Below are 19,338 nucleotides of genomic sequence, written 5' to 3' on the forward strand. Positions count from 1 at the left end.
GACCGCTGCTGGCCTTTCTGAGCCCTTGCTGTTGCGAGGTGGGGGAGGAAATCCAGAGGAAAATTTTCTGTTTGCCAGAAAAAGGCCAAAAAAACTATTGACTAAACAATGCAATTAGTATATACTACCAACTGTCAACGAGAGGCGACATTCCTCGATAGCTCAACGGTAGAGCAACCGGCTGTTAACCGGTGGGTTGTAGGTTCGAATCCTACTCGGGGAGCCGAGGGTCACGAAAGTGACCCTCCTTTTTTTTGTCTTTCTCGTGCTCTGTCATTGGGGGGAAATGCGCTCCCGTTTGCGCTTCACGATTTGAATAGCTATACTGTAAAGGGCACAAGAAAAAGGTGACTGCATGTTTTAATAAGGATGGTGATTCGTTTGGTCAACAGCACTCGTATCAACTATCGTCAGATGTTTCTTCATCTTCTGGAATCGCTGCCGCTGGCAGCCTTTGTTGTTGATCGATCACTGTCGATTCGATATGCCAATCAACCTGCCCTACACTTTTGCTCGCTGACTCGCTTGCCCGAGCGAGCCTGCCTTTCCTCGCTTTTGAAAGAACCTGCCGTGCTTGATCTTGTGCAGGAAGGAATCGAAAAATCGGCTCCTGTACGTGAGCTGCTTGAACCTCAGGGAGAGAATATTTCCTGGAAAGTAGCTGTTACTCCAATGGTGCATGCGGCAGGCGTCCCTTCAGAGAAGACCCCCTATCAGTTTTTCCTGTTAACCATTGAAGATATCAGTGAAGTTCGGCGTCTCGAGCGAGCGCAGCGTGATTTCCTGACCAACATCTCTCATGAACTGCGCACGCCTCTAACCTCCGTTCGCCTGCTGACGGAGACGCTTGAAGATGTCATCGATACAGATCCGGAGCGGGCACAGGAGTTTGTTGAAAAAATCGAGACCGAGATCCATTACCTTTCCAGTCTGGTCGCTGAGATTTTAGAGCTTTCCCGGCTGGAATCGGGACAGGTTCCGATGATGATAGAACCGCTGGAGGCCGAACAGCTTGTTCGTGAAGTAATGGCCCGTATGCTCCCCCTGGCACAGCGCCATCGGGTACGCTTGCTGACTGAGATTACAGACGGCCACACGCTGGTTGCCGCTGATAGCAAGTTGATTACGCGCGTCCTGTTCAACCTTGTACACAATGCGATCAAGTTTACGCCCTCTGGCGGCAAGATTGTACTTGGCACGCACCCGCTTGCGGAGCAGCATATGCAGCGTTTCTTTGTGCGCGATACCGGTGTTGGTATCCGTGAAGAGGAGCTGCCACGCGTGTTTGAGCGCTTCTATAAAGCGGACCGTGCGCGTTCTAAAGCGAATTATATGGGGCCTGGCGGTGGCGGAACCGGGCTGGGTCTGGCGATTGCCCGCCAGGTTGTTGAGGCTCACGGCGGACGGATTTTTGCCGAAAGTAAGGTTGAGAAAGGAAGCACCTTTAGCTTCACCCTTCCTGTGGTGCATGATGCGGGAAGCAATGCCCTGAAATAATGTAGTGAATACGTGCTTGTCTCTCTCCTTTGTAAGGAAAATAAAGCGATCTCTGCCTTTTTCTCGTATATTTAATTATGAGTATTGTTCTTCCCGTGCAATGTACTTGAGGCGCAGGAGGTCGCGCTATGGAGCCCGAACCAGGGAGCCGCTTACATTACGCAAGCAAACAACAGCTTCTTCATGTACTGGAAGTACTGCTTGCACGTCATCCTGAATTGCAAGCTGAAGTGGCTGCAACTCTGCATTCCCTGGATGCTCAACCGCAGGAAGAGGATGCCTGGGAAGCGGAAAGAACGCTTGATGCCTGGGATGATGATGAGGTTATTATTATCCCTTCCCAGAAACACCCTTCATTGCCACCAATGGATTTAGGCGCTTATCGACAACGTATTGACAATTATCCCGTTCGCCTGGAACAGAAAGAATCGTTGAAAGTGCTTCGTGCTGACCTGGTAGAATTGCTGCATGAGGCAGAGCTGCGTACGGTGCATTACGATTATTATAATGCATTGGGACTTTATGCTTTGATCCTGGATGCACGGTTGTCTTCTCGTAATACCCAGATTGACCGTCTGTTCGATGAGGTCATTGATGAATTTATTCCGTCTCTGGCGGCATTGCTCAGTGAAGCCAGCAATTCGGTTGGGTACGACACGTCTTTTCGCCCTTTGCTCTCAGATGAGGAGCGAACTGGCTGGCTGAAGCGCCTCTTTGCTTTCTGGCTGAAACGCCTGGAGCAGCGGCGGGGAGATGATGAGCTGGTTGAAATCATGTACGATATGGCCTGGAATTCGGATGCCGATTTGCTGCGTCAGCTTGCGGAGGAGGAGCTATCACGACTGAAGGATGAGGGACCATCGAATATTGTTGACTTCTCTCGGCAGTATCGCACTCGCCTGATTGAACGGTTTCTACACGGAATTCCCTTTTCCTGAACGATTGAGAAATGCTGTAATTTTAAGCATTTCTTTATGTCGAATAGGTTGAAACTTGCCTCTCGCTTATGGTAACATCCTTACTATAAAATGTGTCTTTTAGAGATTGGTTGATACTCAGTGATACAGCCGCTGGAGAGGAAGAAACCTTCTTTCTCTCCATCTGGCCGTTTTCTTCTCTTGTGTATTTGCCTGTAAATTGGGTACAATTGGTGGGTAGATGGGTTGTAGAGAAAGAGGATACTAGCATGAGCAATAAACTGGTAATGGTTATAGATGACTCCGCAACGGTGCGCAAGATCATTGAGACATGTCTGGGCCGCGCTGGCTTTCAGGTGTGCAGCTTCAATGATGGTGTCGATGCAATGCGCTGGCTAACAACCAATTCGGATGCACAGGTTCCTGATCTTGTTCTGCTGGATATAGGTCTCCCGAAAGTAGATGGATATGAGGTTGCTCGTCGCCTGAAAAATAAACCTCAGTTTGCCAATACTGTCATTGTGATGCTCTCACGCCGTGATGGTGTCATCGATCGCTTGAAAGGCCGCCTTGCCGGGGCTAAGGATTATATTACCAAGCCCTTTAAAACGCAAGAAGTGGTTGCTATTGTTGAGTCGCATCTAGGTTCCCCTATTTCTAAATAGTGACAGGTTTCTTGTATGGAGAGTGATTCCGGGATTGGTCCCGTTCGTTTTTATGCTCACTCCCTTGAGCACATCAGTGATGAGGAGTTCTGGCAACTGGCGTCTGAGGCCGCGCAGAGTTCTCCTACTGCTGTCCCCTCGGCTGCTCAGCAGTACCTGTTGTGCACGCTTCGGCGTGGCCCCTGTATCCTTCCACAACAGCCTGTGCGCGAGGTCATTTTTCCCCTACCTGCCTGCGCGCAACTCCCTTTTTCTCCTCCCTGGTTGCTCGGGTTGATAAGCTGGCATGGCGAAACGATCCCGGTTGTAGACCTGAATATGTATCTCTGGCGCGCACCTGCATCTGGCGATGCGCGTGATGGTTCCCTTCTGGTTGTGCAGAAGGATCAGCTTTCGGTTGGCTTCCTGGTCTCTACAGTTGTTGCGCTGACGCTGGATGCTCAGCAGATTCTTCCTGCTGGCGCCGATACGCCTTTCAACCATCTTCCGCCCACAGCCCTCAAGATGGTGCGGGGCGTTGAAACACTCCTGGAAGAGCAGACCCTGTTGCTGGATATAGGTGCTCTTCTCCCCGAGATTGTGCAGCAACTGAGCGGAGGAATGAGAGATGTTGAGGCCTTGTAAGGAGATGCTGCCCCGAACGATTGTATTTCTCGCTACACCTGGTTGAGCGATAGAGCGCAGGAGGAAGATGGCATTTTCCTGCATTGTGCAGGAATCTGCCAGGATCACCATGTATGAGGATTTTGAAAGATGGCAGGAGGACGAGCCAGACTCTGATTATCCCCATGAGGAGACCCTGACCGAGGATGATCTGGCCGTTCTGAGAGCGTTTGAGGAGATGGATGATTCACGGCTCCCCTCCTCTGCAACTGGAGCGAACGAGATTTCGTCACCTGCTGAGGGGGAAAATGACGACGATATCCTGACTATTTTTGTCTCGGAGGTTGTGGAAGACCTGGCGAAGGTACAGCATGCTCTCACACACCTTTTGGCCCACCCTGCCGATCTGTCGGGCTGGAACGCTATCAAGCGAGCTGCACATAAGATTCGTGGTACATCTGGCGCGGTTGGCTTCACCCACCTCTCCGCCATTGGTGATCAGACTGAGCTTCTGGCAGAACGGGTATTGAAGGGGGAAATCGTCGGGGCCGAGGCCCTCGGTGTGCTCGATACCGCTGCTGGAGCGCTCGCCCGGACCGTTGAGGAGATTATGAATGCCGGGCAGGAACCCGAAACTCCGTTGCACGAGTTGCTTGCTCGCCTGGATGAACTGAACATCAGGGGAGAACCAGCACCTGAAGCAGCGCATTCTTCGGAAGCTCGAAACGACGTGACGCAGCTTCCACAGCCCGAGCAAAGATTCTGGGACGAACGACTTGGTCAATTGATTGCGCAGGCTGATCGCGTTGTTGACTTGCATTCAGCTCTGGAAAACGCGCAATTACAGGTACAGTCTGCTCTACAGGACTTACAGGCTGCTCGCACGCGTCTGCGCCGACTTGAGCCTTCGCTTTCGACCCTGCTGTTTAACGAGATCCCGCTTCATCCTGCACAGGAACTCTCGGCCTCCTCATCATTGATTAACCGCATCTTACAAATGAAACAGATGCGACAGAACAGAGCACCCGAGACTACTGAGAGCAAACAACAGGTTCCACTGGAGAAGCTTGAAACCTGGGATACGCTGGACATTGAGCGCTATACCGATAAAGATCTGCTCTTTCGGTCACTGTCTGAAGCAATCATGGATGTCTCGGTTGCGACCGCACGAGTACAGACGGCCTATGCTCGACTACAACAAATTCTACAGGAGTATATGCAGCAATCGGAGCAGGCACAGCAGAGCGTCCACCAGCTTCGGTTGACCCCGCTACGCGTACTCTTTGATCGACTGGCTACGATTGTTGGACTCTACCCGGTGCTTCAGAATCGCGTGCACCTGGATCTACAGGGGGAGACGCTAGAAGTTGATTATGAGATTCTGATGGCCCTGTTTGAGCCGTTGGTTCACCTGATGCATACCTGCCTTGCTGGCGTGCTGGAAGATGATCTCACCGTTTCCGAAAAGGAGCATTCAATCCGCTTGCATGCTTCAACACATAACGGTGAGATCTGGCTGGAAATTGGGTTTTCTATGAGTGTTCATGGGGGGGCGCTGGAACACGTTCAACCCGCTATCCAGAGTCTGCACGGCTCAATCACCCTGTCGCGTAATGATATTGGTGGCATCAGCTTTCAGGTGCGTGTCCCTGTTTTGCGTGGGAAGCAACGCTGTTTGCTGATACGAGCCGGAGATCAACATATGGTGGTCTCGCTTGCGCAGATACAGCGTGTTTCTGATGGCAAGGGCGAAGCGCTGGACCGCACCTATTATTTGAATGATCTGCTAGCCCTTCCTGCTGCCACAGAAGCGGAAAAGCGTGTGCCTACGGTGCTGATATTAGAGCAGGTTGGCGGCTCACATATGCGCGTTGGCGTGAAGGTTGATGAGGTTGTTGGAATACTGCATGTGATGATGAAGCGTTTACCTCCCTATCTTCAGCGCCCGGGTATCAGCGCAACCGCAGAAGATGGCAAGGGGAGCGTCTTGCTACACCTGGATCTCTCAAAGCTGATTGCGTCCTCTGTTTCTATGCGGCGCAATGGAGGGGAACCACATGCATCGGTCGGGCAACCGTTACGCCAGCCGACTGTGCTGATTGCGGACGATTCGGTGTCGCAACGCCAGACCTTTCTACAGGCGCTGAAACGGGAGGGTTTTGTTGTGCTGGAAGCCAGTGACGGGCTAGAAGCGCTTCAGCAGTTGCTTGAGCATATTCCAGATGTCTTTTTGCTGGATATCGAGATGCCCAATCTAAATGGGTATGATGTGCTGAACACGATGCAACTCTATCCCGAGCTGGCCGAGGTCAAGATAGTGATGCTGACCTCGCGCTCTTCAGAGAAACATAAGAAGCGGGCGCGAGAGCTAGGGGCTCATGCCTACCTGACAAAACCGGTCGCTCTGGATGATCTGCTTACAACGGTTCGGCGCTATCTCTCATTGCCAGTCTAATAGAGCGCTAGAGGCCATGTTGTCGCAAAAGCGCTTTGAGCATATCTGCTGATAGTGGTCCCTCGTGCACCTGCTTGATAATGCCATTGCGATCGAGAAGGAACGTTGTCGGTATGCCCCGAATGTTGTAGCGCTGCCAGACACTGGCATCCTGGTCTTTTACGATTGGGAAGGTAAGATGCCGCTTTTCAAGAAATTGGCTGGCGTCATCTTCGCGAGCTTCGACACCAAGCAACACAATATCGTTTCTGTGTTCTTTGAGTTCATAATATGCCTGTTGAAGATCTGGCATTTCGATCAGACAACTGGCACAGCTCATGCTCCAAAAATTAAGTATGACGGTTTTTCCACGAAGATCGCTCAAGCTGATATTCTTGCCTGTATAAGCAGGCAGGGTAAAATTAGGCGCGGCATTTCCCGGCTTCGAGCCAACGATAGTATCTCCCTGCCTGCTCTCTGTTGTGGGAAGGAGTCCGGTTTTCTGTGCTGGTTGAAGTAGCCCAATGATAATCAGGAGGATGGTTCCTACGGCAATCAGGGCAGCGCTCAGGCGCATAATGGTTTTTGCTTGCATGGGATTCCCCTTTTATACCCCTACATAGCGCGCTCGGGGCCGAATGATCTGCTTCGTTTGATATTGTTCAAGCGCGTGCCCGATCCAACCAACTGTGCGACCGAGTGCAAAGAGCGTCAGAGCGCTTCCTTCGGGCAGGCCCAGCACATGTGCTAACGCAACAAGCCCCAGATCCAGACTCGGGCGTTTCCCTGTCAGTGCATAGACGGCCTCAATAGTCGCGTGGATCAGCCGCATCGCCGGGTGATGCTGATAGTCCTGTTCAAGCTGATGCAGCAGAATCGCCCCTCGGGGATCACCGTTGGCATAGAGCCGATGGCCGAAACCGGGAATACATTCACCCCGTTTCAGACGCGAGGCGACAACCTGGCGGGCCAGTGGCTCTGTCCCGATCTCACGTAGCAAGCTTTCAACCAGCATAATACTCCCTCCATGCTTGAAGCCCTGCAAGGCTGCCAATCCAGCCGTAACCACAAGGTAGGGTTGAGCATCTGCTGAAGCCACAACACGCGCTGTAAATGACGAGGCGTTGAGCTCGTGATCCGCACTGGCAATAAGTGCGGCATTGAAGAGTTGCTGCGTGGCCGGAGCATCGGGACGCCAGGTTTCCTGAAGATGGGCGGCAAGGGAGCCGGTGATCTGGCTGTTGTCGGTGGCAACGGCAACCAGCAGCTTCAAGATGCGCGCTCCTGTACGCATCAGATTGAGCGATTGGGTATCGAGATCATACGAAGCGAGATCATCCTTCATTGCCAGTGCCAGCGCGATTTGCAATCTTTGCAGTGGAGCCAGCTCTTCACCCATTCGTTTGATGGTATCAAGGTAGTGTTGCAGGGGGAGCGCTGTCTGTGTGGTAAAGATCTCAGTCTCATTGGCACTTTCTCCGCTCCAGAGCAGTGCCGCGACCTGTTCAATACTGCATTCGGCGGCCAGCTTCGCGACATCCTGTCCTCGATAATACAGCCCGGTCTCTGTAATCTGGGTCAATGCCGACTCCAATACAGGCGTGCCCCAGTGAATGGCTCCGTTCGTCAGAGGAATCGGGTCTTTACGATACGATTTGCGATCAAGCAAGCGCTGTACGTCCTCAGCGAGATAGAGCTTGCTCTTCTGTACCTGCTTTTTGAGCCAGTCTTCGCTATGCCCTTCACGTGCGGCCAGCACGCGAAAATAGCCAATACGTTCCGATTCCGGAACCGGGCGCAATTTTCCTCGGCTCACATATGCATAGACTGTTTCGAGGCTAACACCTAGTGTGCTGGCAACCTCTCGTGCTGTCAAATAATGCCGTCCTTCTACCATCGTTTCCTGTCCCTTCTTCCGCAATGTCAGAACTTCTACAAAGAAAATAGCATAGATCGAGGTTGGCGTCACTAGAGCGCTTCCTGAGAAACCATCTTACATTGACTGTATTATCAACCTTGACAGGGTTGATGTCAATTCACTACAGTAAAGGTAATGGATCGTGTTGATGTGGCTGGCAGGGGAGATAAAAATAGACAATGATGTTGTGATAAAGGAGATCAGCGTTGATGCGAACTATTCCTGATCCGGAGCAACCGGAGTACTTTCTTGAGAGTTTTCCGCGTGATGCCTTCCCTGCCTATGTCTGGACTGAACGCCCGGCAACTTTGCCTGCCGACGTCTGGATGACTGAGACGACGCACCGTGATGGGCAGCAGGGTGGTCTTCCTTTGACTACCGAACAGAGCCTGCGCATTTACGATATTATGTGCCGTTTTTCCGGGGCATCAAAAGCGATTCGCCAGGCTGAGTTTTTTGTCTATCGTCCTTCTGATCGTAAGGCATTGGAAGGTGCTCTAGAGCGGTATCGTGCGGGGGCACCCATCGAACCAACTACCTGGATTCGTGCGACTGCCAGAGATGTCGCGTTGATTCAGAGTCTCGGCATTCGTGAAACCGGAATGCTGGCCTCCTCTTCTGATTATCATACGTTCCATAAGTTCAAGCCCGGTGGACGCAATCAGGCAGCACAGACGTATCTGGAAGCAGTCCGGCTGACGCTTGAGGCCGGTATCCGCCCGCGCCTCCATCTGGAAGACGCAACACGAGCTCCGATGGACTTCATCAAGCCCTTTATCGAGGCAGTACAGGAACTGGCGGCTCCTTATGGAAATGAGCTACGCCCGAAGATTCGCGTCTGCGATACGATGGGTCTGGGTCTTCCCTATGAAGATGTGGCTCTGCCTCGAAGTGTACCCCGGCTTATTAAGGAAATTTGCACGCTTGGCATACAATCTGAAGATCTGGAATTCCATCCGCATAATGATACCTGGCTGATTGTGGCGAACTGTCTGGCCGCTATTCGAGCCGGTTGTTCTGTGATTAATGGCACCCTGCTTGGTAAGGGCGAGCGTACTGGCAATGCGCCACTGGAAGGCGTGCTGTTACATGTGCTTGGCATGGGCTATTTTCAGGAGCAGCGGCCCGATTTTACGGTCTTGAATGAGTTGACTGAACTCTACGCCGAAATGGGCGAACCGATTCCGCCCAAGTATCCGCTGTATGGAAAAGATGCGCATCGGACCCGCGCTGGCGTCCATGCCGATGGCCTGAATAAGTTCTGGTGGATGTATGCCCCCTTTAATGTCCCTCAGTTACTTGGGCGCCCGCTGGAAGTATCTCTAACAAAAGAGAGCGGACTTGCTGGCTTGATCTTTGTGATTCGGCAACATATGGGCCTTGAACTCGCAAAAGATGATCCCCGCTTGCTTGCTATTCACAACTGGCTGATTGGCGAATTCGACAACGGACGACAGACAAGTGTGGAGTGGGAAGAGCTACACCCAATCGTGGAACAGCATCTCGGCAATGTGCCTGCTTGATTGTATATCCTTTATCTCAATGCGGAAGCTGGATATCTTCGGATGTCCAGCTTTTCTCTTTTCTCGAATCCGAATGTTTCACGTGAAACACTGGGCTCAGCAGTGAAGTCAATGGTATTACCCATGATTCTACGCTTTAACATGTGTAGCACTCAGATCAATATATTTTTCATGGGTGTAATAATTCCCGTTAAATAGATAATTCCCCTGATTTCCCCCGCCTCTCAACCCACAACTAGCATTTCTCAAGCCTTTATTTGTGGGAGTGAGGGTTCTCTTTCTGTAAATACTACTTACGATAGAAGTAGCCATTTTTGGAATACAAGATAGTAGTTTCTAACCGTTAGATAAACAATATTCCTTAAAGCCTATAAAGTTTTTAGAGTCTTTCTTTCTTAAAGAAGGGAGTATTCTCTATGTCCAGAATATCGAAGCAGCAGTGTTCGAAGCGTACTACTGCGAAAAAATCAACAAAGAAAAAAACACGACTGATGAAACACTTAAAATATGACATCAGCACATACATACGAGTACTGTTTATAGTAAAATAATGTGCGTAGTTGTATACCTTATTACGCATGATTTGGGGTTAATTACGGCAATTTCACCAATTTTATTGTCATATAATACAAATAAACAAGACCGACAGAAGTAACTGTAAGATAAACAAGAGTGCAAACCACAATCCGATAGATCCTCTTTTGCCTGGTTCATGTGAAACATCAGGGATTCAGAAAAGGGAGTGCAAAGGAAATGTTTCACGTGAAACAGTAGTGCCTCAAAGAACTGTCCAAAAGGGAGATGCATACTGCCCTGTTAGCCGGTGCTTCTGCACTGGCACTATGCTAGAATAGGCGTTGTGAGGGGATCGGAGAGGAGAAGCGATACACTTCCTTGTGGGAAAGGATGAGATTATATGAAGAACTGGGTCTGTGCGACTTGCGGCGCACAATTTTCTGAGAGCGAGCAGCCTCCTGCTCATTGTCCGGTATGTGAAGATGACCGGCAGTATGTTGGCTATAACGGGCAGCAGTGGACCACGATTGAAGAGTTGCGGGCGAAAGGGCATCAAAATAAAATTGTTGAGCATGAGCCGGGCTTAATCGGCATCGGTATTACTCCCACCTTTGCTATCGGTCAACGCGCTCTGCTGGTGCAGACACCTCAGGGAAATGTGCTCTGGGATTGTATCCCGTTCATCGATGAGCAGACGGCTGAGTTTATTGAATCACATGGTGGTATCAAGGCTATTGCCATCTCGCATCCGCACTACTATACAGGCATGGTGGATATTGCAAAGCGCTTTCATGCAACGATCTATCTCCATGAGGCCGATAAGCACTGGATTATGCGTTCTGACCCATCGATTACGCTCTGGTCTGGGGACACCCTGAAGCTAATGGAGGGGATCACGCTACTTCGGCTTGGTGGTCATTTCGCCGGTGGAACGGTGCTGCACTGGGCACAGGGAGCCGAAGGGAAAGGGCTGTTGCTCAGTGGAGATATTATTCAGGTGGTTTCTGATCGGCGCTGGCTCACCTTTATGTATAGCTATCCCAATATGATTCCCCTGCCCGCCTCCGAGGTGGAGCGCATGAGCAAAGCGGTGGCCGCCTATCCATTTGAGCGGTTGTACGGTGCCTGGTTCGAGAAATATGTTGCAGCAGATGCCTATAATGCTGTACAGCGCTCGGCAGAACGCTATATCAAAGCCTTGCAGACTCCCTTGAGTCTCAGGCCGGAGGCGATCGAGGGAGCGCAACAATAACCGACAAAAAGAAGGCCGGTGTTTACTCACGCCGGCCTTCTTTTGTGAGGACGATACAGAGCGTGATTTCAGGCGATTTCAAGTCTGGAGGCCAGCATACTATGCTGCTGCTTCCACAGTCTCCAGTACATTCCTTCCTGACGCAGTAGCTCTTGATGGGTTCCGCGTTCAACAATCTGGCCCTCCTGGAAGACCGCAATTGTGTCGGCCATATCCATGTCAATCAAGCGATGGGTAATCAACACGGTGGTGCGCCCTTTGCGGAGCTCGCGGATCGCCTGAAGTACCTTTCGTTCAGAGACCGGATCAAGGTTGACTGTGGGCTCATCCAGGAGCACAATGGGCGCATCCTTTAGGAAGGCCCGGGCAATGGCAAGGCGTTGCCGCTCGCCTCCACTGAAACGATAGCCCTGCTCACCGACACGGGTATCATAGCCCTCAGGAAGTCCACTGATAAAGTCATGAATCTGGGCCTGCTTCGCTGCGCGAATAAGCTCCTCTTCTGTGGCTTCAGGCCGTGCGAGAAGCAGATTCTCTCGAATGGTTGTGTTGAACAGGTAGGTCTCCTGAGAAACGACGCTGGTTATGCGAGTAATATCTTCCTGCCGAAAGCGGCGGAGATCGTAGCCGCCCAGGGTGATTGCTCCTTCCTGATACTCCCAGAAGCGCAGAAGCAAGCGCAACACGCTGGATTTTCCTGCCCCACTCACACCAACCAGAGCTACACAGGAACCATCAGGAATATCCAGATCAATGTGATGCAGGGCGGGCATATCTTCAGGAGTATATCGAAATGTAATGTCTTTCAGTTGAATATCATAACGCCGAGGCTCTGGCCCTGCTTGCTCTGGCTCTTTGATAGTTGCAGGAGTATCGGCAACCTCAAAGAGGCGTTTCGCGGCCTGAAGGTTGCTTCCCAGATCCTGCCATGCCGCAGGTAGCGGTTGAACTGCCTCAAAGCTGGCAATGGTCGCAAGCATGAGAGGCGCAAGCATAAAGCCGTTCAGTTGCCCGTTCAACACCATCGGGATCGCCAGCAGCAGGATCAGCACGCCTGTCACATTAATAAGCAGGTTTGTGATTGTCGCTTGGAGACCACGCATATGCGCCAGCCGCTTCTGTAGACTTATGAGCTGGTTATTCAGCTTCTGGATCTGGGCGAGCTGCCTTTCTTCCATGCCAAAGGCGACCAGATCGGCCATTCCTTGAATGCCATCCACCAGGTATGAGGATAATTGTGCTCGTATTTGGACAATCTGCTCGCCTGTATGACGGCTGAGTTTATGGGTCACAAAGGGGACCAGCAGACCAATAACCAGATAGAACGCGATGTAGGTCAGCGCGAAAATTCCGGCATAGGCTCCCAGGAAGAGAAAGACACCGATACCAATCAGAATCGCGATCAACGGAGGCGCGATCACCCGCGTATAGAAGTTTTGCAGCGTATCAATGTCCGAGACAACGCGCGAGAGTATATCGCCGCTGCTCTGCTTATTTTGCGAGAATGCTGCTGGTACAAGTGGCTCTATCGCCGCGTAGAACCAGACTCGCAGGTTGGTCAGCAGGCGCAGCGTTGCCTCATGCGTTGTCAGGCGTTCGGCGTAGCGAAACACTCCCCGAGCGATGCCGAAGAAGCGCACACCGACAATGGCAACGTTTAGCGCCGCTATCGATGGATGGAGCGCCGCCATTGAAATCAGAAAGTTCGATGTGCCCATCAGGCCAATGCCGCTGGCAACTGTCAGTGCGCCAAAGAAGATGGAGCCAAGCATCCACTTTCTGACGGGCATGATCAAAGCGAGCAGCCGTGCTGTTGTATGCTTCATAACGTTGCCTCCTCCTGGTTATAGGCGCTTACCAGTTGCCGATACAGCTCGGAGCGCTGTATCAATTCACTATGGGTTCCGCTGGCGGCTACCCGTCCTGCTTGCAGCACGACAATGCGATCTGCGGTATACACGGTATTGAGTCGGTGCGCTATCACCAGCACCATGCGCCCGCGTCGTAGCGTCTCGATTGCCTGTAAGATCTGAGCTTCAGTATCGGGATCAAGGGTTGACGTTGCCTCGTCAAGCAGCAGGAAAGGGGCATCTTTAAGAAAGGCTCGTGCCAGACTAAGACGTTGGGCCTGTCCGCCGCTCAGCCGTGCGCCGCGTTCGCCTGTGACCGTATCATATCCCTGGGGCAGTGATTGAATGAAGTCGTGTAAGTGCGCTTTTCGCGCGGCTTCAATGACCTCTTCCCGGGTTGCCTCTGGACGCCCGATACGAATATTATCTGCAATGCTCATATTGAACAGGTAGGGATGTTGTGGCACCCAGGCTACCAGTTGTCGCCAGTCTTTTGCCCGAAACAGGTGGATGGGTGCGCCATCAGCCAGAATTTCACCGCTATCTGGTTCCAGAAACCGTAGTAACAATTGAGCTAGCGTGCTCTTGCCTGCGCCACTGGGGCCGACCAGCGCCACGGTCTCGCCTGCGCGAATATCGAAAGAAACATGCTGCACGGCTGGTTGCCCTTCTTCCTCCTGTGCATAGCTATAGCTGAGGTTATGAAGCGAGAGCTGTGCTTGCAGCGTTGGTATCTGCGGCGCCGCTGGCGTGTGGTGCGCGGGAAGCGGTATTTCCAGAATATCGAAGAGGCGTTGTGCTGCTGCGGCGCTGTTCATACTGGCATGGAACTGGCTGTTCAATGAGCGCATGGGCAGGTAGAATTCCGGGGTGAGCAACAGAATGAAGAAAGCCTGTTCAAATGGCATCATCCCGTAGAGCAGTCGCAGACCAATCTCGACCGCGATGATGGCTGTACTGATGGTCGCGCCCAGTTCCATAACCAGCGATGAGACAAAGGCAATCCGTAAGACCTTCATGGTTGCTGTTTGGTAGCGCTCGCTGACAATCTTCACGCTTTCTCGCTGTTCCTTACTGCGTCCAAACAGTTTGAGCGTCGTCAGCCCTTGCAGCACATCGAGAAAGTGAGCGCTCATCAGGCTCATTTCGGACCAGCGCTTTTTGGTCAGCGCGTCCGCTGTTTTCCCGATCAGGATCATAAAGAAGGGGAGCAGCGGCAGGGTGACCAGCAGCACGATCCCGGAAAGCGTGTCGAAGAAGAAGACAACAACCAGCATCAGGCCAGTAATGATAACAGTTGTAATAACCTGAGGAATATACTGACTGAAGTAAGCGTCAATTGCTTCAATCCCTTCAGTCAGCGTGGTCGTCAATTCGCCACTGCGTTCACCACGGGTATAGGCTGGTCCTAGAGCCAGCACATGTTGAAAGACGTGTTCGCGGAGTCTGGCTTTGACTGTTCCAGCAACCGAATGCGCAACCGCTTCACTGACCCAGTGAAGCAGCGCCCGCCCGACGATAGCAACAAGCAAGAATGCCAGAGGCACCGCTACCTGAGCGAGTGCCTGTCTGGCAAGGAAGACATGGTTTATGATGCGGGTGGTGGTGAACGCCTGAAGAACGGTGAAAAGCCCTGCCAGCGTGCTGATTCCCAGAAGGATTGCAATGTATGCCCACAGATGAGGCACCTGACGTAACAGGCGAAAGTCTTTTTTCATGGTGCGTTACCACCTTTATAGTTTGCTAATAGTGGAGCGAGTGCCCTCCGACACGTTTGCGGAAGACCCAGTAGTTCCACGCCTGATAGAGGAGCACAAACGGAAGGGCGCTCAGACTGACCCAGCTAATAATTTGCAGTGTATATGAGCTCGATGACGCGTTGTAGATGGTCAGGTTCCAGGCCGGATTCAGGGTCGAAATCATCACGTTCGGGAACATGCCGCTCGCGATGACAACCGCTGTGAGGAGAATGGTCACACAGCTCATCGTAAACGCCCATCCCTCGCGCTTTGTCAGCAGCAGGAGCCCGGTCGAAAGAATTGCCAGGGCACTGATAACCAGGACGCCGACGCGGATAGCATCGAGGCGCTGGAACGCGTTACTGCTCAGGTAGCTACCGACGACAAACACTGCGGCCAGAACAACGGCGGGTAGCCAGAGCCGTCGAGCCGCGCGACGCGCTCGCTCCATGATCGGGGCCTCTGTCTTCAAGCTCAGGAAGATGGCTCCGTGGAGCGCGAACATAATTACAAAGGCGCAGCCGGTCAGCAGGGCAAAGGGCGAGAGTTGATCCCAGATGGTGCCCGTGTATTGCATCTTCTCATTAATCGGAGCGCCTGCAATAAAGTGCGCGATGGCAACACCCCAGAGGAAACTGGGAACGATACTTCCCACAAAGATCATGGCATCCCAGAAGCGACGCCATCGATTGGTCTCATGTTTGCTCCGAAACTCGAAGGCAACACCGCGCAGAATAAGCGCTACCAGAATCAGGAACAGCGCGATATAGAAGCCGCTGAAGAGCGTTGCGTACCAGTGCGGGAAGGCGGCAAACATCGCGCCGCCCGCTACGATCAGCCAGACCTCGTTCGCATCCCAGAAAGGACCAATCGAATTAATGACGACTCTGCGTTCTTCGTCCGTTTTGCCCAGGAATGGCAGAAGAATACCGACGCCATAGTCAAAGCCTTCCAGCATGAAGAAACCGGCAAACAGGACGGCGATCAGGATAAACCAGAGGATATGCAGATCCATAATAGTGCGTTCTCCTTCCTGTCTACCGCACACCAAGCAGATGGATCTCGTCGGGCTTCACAATGATCTCTTCCGTCTCGACTTGTTTGCGTGCAAACTTGATCATTATGAATCCATCGACAACTGCGAGTGCCGCGTACAGTAGAACATAGATGCTTAGCGTGAAAAGGATCATTCCTGCACTGACGGTTGTTGAGACGCCATGCGCGGTCTGCTCCACACCGTAAACCAGCCAGGGCTGACGACCCATTTCGGTCAGTATCCAGCCGCCAGCGTTTGCTACATAGGGGAGCACAATCGAACAGATAAGCAGGATCAGGAAGAACCGCTTCTGTGCAAGCTGCTTTTTCCAGAGCAAGAAGGCCGCGGCAAGTGAGAACAGGATCATGAGCACGCCCGCGCCGACCATGAAGCGGAAGCTCCAATAGGACACGTTGACCGGTGGAATGTAGTTACCAGGACCATAGGTATTCTCATATTGCGCTTGCAGGTCTTTAATGCCTTTGACTTCGCCTGTGAAGGTGTTGTTCAGCATGAACGAGAGGCCAAAGGGAATTTGAATATCAACAATGTTACGCTGATTCTTTTCATCGATAATAGAGAAGAGGGACAGGCCTGCCGGGTTCTCGGTTTCCCATAAACCTTCGGAGGCTGCGGTTTTCATCGGTTGAATATGGACCAGATACTGTCCCTGGAAATGACCGGCAAGGGTAACCACAATACTGCCGATCAGAGCCGCAATAATCCCGATTTTGGCCGAACGATGGAAGAAATCGGTTGCACCTCGCTTCTTAAGCAGGTGATATGCACTCACCGCTATGACAAAGAAGGCTCCGGTAACCAGCCCGCCGGCGATGATATGGGGAAGCCGTACCCAGAGTTGAGGGTTGGTAATCAGAGCCTGGAAGTCTGTCAGTTCGGCCCGCCCGTTCCGAATCGTATAACCGACCGGGTTCTGCATAAAGGAGTTTGCTACCAGAATCCAGAAGGTCGAGAGGTGCGTGCCTAAGACAACCATCCAGATCGTCGCAAGGTGTATCTTTTTCGGCAGATGCCCCCACCCGAACATCCAGAGACCGAGGAAGGTTGATTCAATAAAGAATGCAAGGATACCTTCAATCGCAAGCGGGGCACCAATAATATCACCGACAAAGCGGGAGTGCTCAGACCAGTTCATGCCGAACTGGAATTCCTGCACAATGCCGGTTACAACGCCCATCGCAAAGTTTATCAGAAAAAGCTTGCCCCAGAATTGGGCCATTCGCTTATAGGTGTCGTTGCCACTGCGCACATAGATTGTTTCCATTATGGCGATCATAAGGCCGAGCCCAAGCGTCAGCGGCACAAAGAGGTAATGGTAAACAATCGTTGTGCCGAATTGTAGTCGTGCCAGTGTGACTGGATCCATGTGTTCAATAACTCCTTGCCTACCTGTTCGTCCCATCCCAAGACGAACCTTTATCTGCGTTACAGTTTCTCTCTCGTCGCTTCTATAGTGCCATAGGAAGCTCTCTCTCGGCATCGGAGGAATTCCATATTTTAAGGCCACCTTTTCCTGATTTTTCTCATCCGGAAAGTACCTGACAATGTAGGGATACTCATACGGAAAACTCCTTAGTGTAATCAGTACACTTTAGAGAGACCGGAAAGCTCTACTGTGCTGGGGGGCGGAAAACACCTTAGGGGAATTCGCAAAAACTCTACTGTATCCCCTAAGGTGGTGCTGTAAGGATGGACTTTTCTGCATGGCAAAATAGGATTACTATAAACTGAATGGAAGAATAAATGAATGAAGAATAAGAAATGTATTGTTCAATGAAAGAGGTATCCTGTTTCAGAGAATTCTCGGATCAATGCTGGTGCAGACCTGAGAAGAGATGCGCAAGCACAAGGCTTCTCCCTGCGTATATTGCTATCGCGAGTGCAATAGAGCCGCCAGTTCTCGCTGAACGCTCTCTCGTTGAAAAAGAAAGGATATCTGCCGATAGCATGGAGTAGTTGCGTTTTTACCGGTGAAGCCCCTCATTTGATGAGCTTCCTCCCGGTAAGACAGATGGGTGGATGGGAAGAGCTTCTTCGTTCCTTTTGTTATAGTAAAGCGGTGCATCCGTTTCGTTCTCTTTATGAGAAACCAGACGCTTTTCAGATTCGTTCCTTGTATTGGTACTGAGGTCCTATAGTATTATGTCTTGCTTGAGCGAGGAAAACGTAAGTAGTACACTATCACATATGTCTAACAAGCAAACAACCTACGAATGGCATCCCTTGACGGCGTGGCGGGTGATGCTGGAACATGTTGAGGCTGAATCGCCATATAACGTGATCCATCGCGCTGCCTGGGCCAATGGACGAACGGCCATCTATGATGTCTTCACTCTCTGTCAGGGTGAAATGCCTTTAGTCCAGTTTGAGATTATGCGCATGATGTCTGTCTCTGATGATCGTAAGCCTGCGCCTCTACGGGTGCTCTTAAATAAAATTGGAGCGGAGATTAAAGTCAATCTGATCGAGCGTACGATCCGCCTGGCTGTTCCGGCGGCTGCTTCTCCTGGAGAAGAAACGCTCACAACACAGCGGGATGCCGTGCTCTCTGGTTCTGAGAGATAACAAAAAACAGAGTAGTAGAAGCGTTTTTTTAGTCGTTCTTATTCTGATTATCAAAGTGATTGAGAAATGATCCTTGCGAGGGAAGCAGATACGCTTCCCTCTTTTTTATCCCCTGCTGGCTTTGACGAATTCGAGAAAGAGCAGATAAAAAAATCTCCCCCAAAAACGCTTGACAAATTTCCAGGAATATGCGATATTATGTAAGCCTTCGATGGAGAGCTTGAGACAATAAATCAGTCAAAGGCCTCCGATTTCTGTAACTGTACCACGGTAATGTGGTTCTTCAAGGGACAGTAACATTTCCCCTGATTATTAAGAGTCGCGGGATATGTATGCCCATGACACAGTTATGGAAAAGGCAGAAGAACAAAGAAAACATCAGGTGGAGCTTCTGGCTTCGCCATCGCACATAGAAAATTGAATAGTGTATGCTTCAATTTTGCTGAGTATAAAATCAGACAGCAAAAGCGAAGTCGAGATTCTTTAGCAAACAGGTAGAGAACAAGCGCACAAGAGTACGAGGTGGATGCCCAGGTGCCAAACGCCGATGAAGGACGCGGAGACCGGCGAAACGTTCAGGGGGAGCTGCATCCAAGCGATGAGCCCTGAGAATCCGAATGGGGCAACCCATCCAGAGTGATGTCTGGATACCCCTTGCTGAACCCATAGGCAAGGTGGAGGGCAGTGGGTGAACTGAAACATCTCAGTAACCCGACGAAAAGAAATCAACCGAGATTCCCGTAGTAGTGGCGAGCGAACCGGGAAGAGCCCAAACCATTCGTTCTTCGGAACGGGTGGGGTT

Annotated in this window: 14 protein-coding genes, 1 tRNA gene and 1 rRNA gene; 10 read left to right on the forward strand and 6 right to left on the reverse strand. The window is 51.4% G+C overall.

Going from position 1 to position 19,338, the window contains the following annotated elements; translation table 11 throughout:
- The first annotated feature begins 151 nt into the window (after window positions 1–151).
- The 6 genes from EI42_RS25855 (at window position 152) to EI42_RS25880 (ending at window position 6,137) form a co-directional block, all read left to right on the forward strand.
- Window positions 152–223 (forward strand) — tRNA-Asn (locus EI42_RS25855).
- A gap of 146 nt (window positions 224–369) precedes the next feature.
- Entirely contained in the window at window positions 370–1,497 is a 1,128-nt protein-coding gene (locus tag EI42_RS25860) for an ATP-binding protein (RefSeq protein ID WP_111325535.1), read from the forward strand.
- Between the two features lie 128 nt (window positions 1,498–1,625).
- Window positions 1,626–2,435, forward strand: coding sequence for a hypothetical protein (locus EI42_RS25865; protein ID WP_111325536.1), 810 nt, complete (start codon window positions 1,626–1,628; stop codon window positions 2,433–2,435).
- A 248-nt stretch (window positions 2,436–2,683) separates the two neighbouring features.
- A complete protein-coding gene (locus EI42_RS25870) occupies window positions 2,684–3,079 on the forward strand; it encodes a response regulator (protein ID WP_111325537.1) in 396 nt (131 codons plus the stop codon).
- 15 nt (window positions 3,080–3,094) lie between these two features.
- Complete coding sequence (locus tag EI42_RS25875; RefSeq protein WP_111325538.1) at window positions 3,095–3,703, forward strand: chemotaxis protein CheW; 609 nt, start codon at window positions 3,095–3,097, stop codon at window positions 3,701–3,703.
- A 67-nt stretch (window positions 3,704–3,770) separates the two neighbouring features.
- On the forward strand, window positions 3,771–6,137 hold the full coding sequence (locus EI42_RS25880; protein ID WP_111325539.1) for an ATP-binding response regulator: 2,367 nt from the start codon (window positions 3,771–3,773) through the stop codon (window positions 6,135–6,137).
- A gap of 7 nt (window positions 6,138–6,144) precedes the next feature.
- Here the strand turns inward: EI42_RS25880 and EI42_RS25885 are convergent, their stop codons facing one another.
- Entirely contained in the window at window positions 6,145–6,711 is a 567-nt protein-coding gene (locus EI42_RS25885; RefSeq protein ID WP_111325540.1) for a peroxiredoxin family protein, read from the reverse strand.
- 12 nt (window positions 6,712–6,723) lie between these two features.
- A complete protein-coding gene (locus tag EI42_RS25890; RefSeq protein WP_111325541.1) occupies window positions 6,724–8,085 on the reverse strand; it encodes a citrate synthase family protein in 1,362 nt (453 codons plus the stop codon).
- A 158-nt stretch (window positions 8,086–8,243) separates the two neighbouring features.
- On the opposite strand from EI42_RS25890, the gene EI42_RS25895 reads away from it, so the two are divergent.
- The gene (locus EI42_RS25895; protein WP_111325542.1) at window positions 8,244–9,557 is read left to right on the forward strand and encodes a pyruvate carboxyltransferase; all 1,314 of its coding nucleotides are present in this window, start codon (window positions 8,244–8,246) and stop codon (window positions 9,555–9,557) included.
- Window positions 9,558–10,473: 916 nt separating this feature from the next.
- Window positions 10,474–11,325, forward strand: a complete 852-nt coding sequence (locus tag EI42_RS25900; RefSeq protein WP_111325543.1) for an MBL fold metallo-hydrolase — start codon at window positions 10,474–10,476, stop codon at window positions 11,323–11,325.
- Window positions 11,326–11,393: 68 nt separating this feature from the next.
- On the opposite strand, the gene cydC is transcribed toward EI42_RS25900, so the two are convergent.
- The 4 genes from cydC to EI42_RS25920 are packed head-to-tail and all read right to left on the reverse strand — an operon-like array spanning window position 11,394 to window position 17,337.
- Complete coding sequence (gene cydC, locus EI42_RS25905) at window positions 11,394–13,151, reverse strand: thiol reductant ABC exporter subunit CydC (protein ID WP_111325544.1); 1,758 nt, start codon at window positions 13,149–13,151, stop codon at window positions 11,394–11,396.
- Window positions 13,148–14,893, reverse strand: coding sequence for a thiol reductant ABC exporter subunit CydD (cydD, locus tag EI42_RS25910; RefSeq protein ID WP_111325545.1), 1,746 nt, complete (start codon window positions 14,891–14,893; stop codon window positions 13,148–13,150). Before cydD ends, cydC begins: the two co-directional genes overlap by 4 nt.
- Window positions 14,894–14,918: 25 nt before the next feature.
- Window positions 14,919–15,929 (reverse strand): cytochrome d ubiquinol oxidase subunit II, encoded by a 1,011-nt coding sequence (cydB, locus tag EI42_RS25915; RefSeq protein ID WP_111325546.1) that lies wholly within the window; start codon window positions 15,927–15,929, stop codon window positions 14,919–14,921.
- Window positions 15,930–15,951: 22 nt separating this feature from the next.
- A complete protein-coding gene (locus EI42_RS25920; RefSeq protein ID WP_111325547.1) occupies window positions 15,952–17,337 on the reverse strand; it encodes a cytochrome ubiquinol oxidase subunit I in 1,386 nt (461 codons plus the stop codon).
- Window positions 17,338–18,158: 821 nt separating this feature from the next.
- Here EI42_RS25920 and EI42_RS25925 point away from each other — a divergent pair.
- Both EI42_RS25925 and EI42_RS25930 read left to right on the forward strand, forming a co-directional pair.
- Window positions 18,159–18,536, forward strand: coding sequence for a hypothetical protein (locus EI42_RS25925; protein ID WP_111325548.1), 378 nt, complete (start codon window positions 18,159–18,161; stop codon window positions 18,534–18,536).
- A 499-nt stretch (window positions 18,537–19,035) separates the two neighbouring features.
- Window positions 19,036–19,338: ribosomal RNA gene (locus EI42_RS25930) — 23S ribosomal RNA — on the forward strand; the annotation flags it as partial.

Source organism: Thermosporothrix hazakensis (assembly GCF_003253565.1).
Taxonomy (GTDB): domain Bacteria; phylum Chloroflexota; class Ktedonobacteria; order Ktedonobacterales; family Ktedonobacteraceae; genus Thermosporothrix; species Thermosporothrix hazakensis.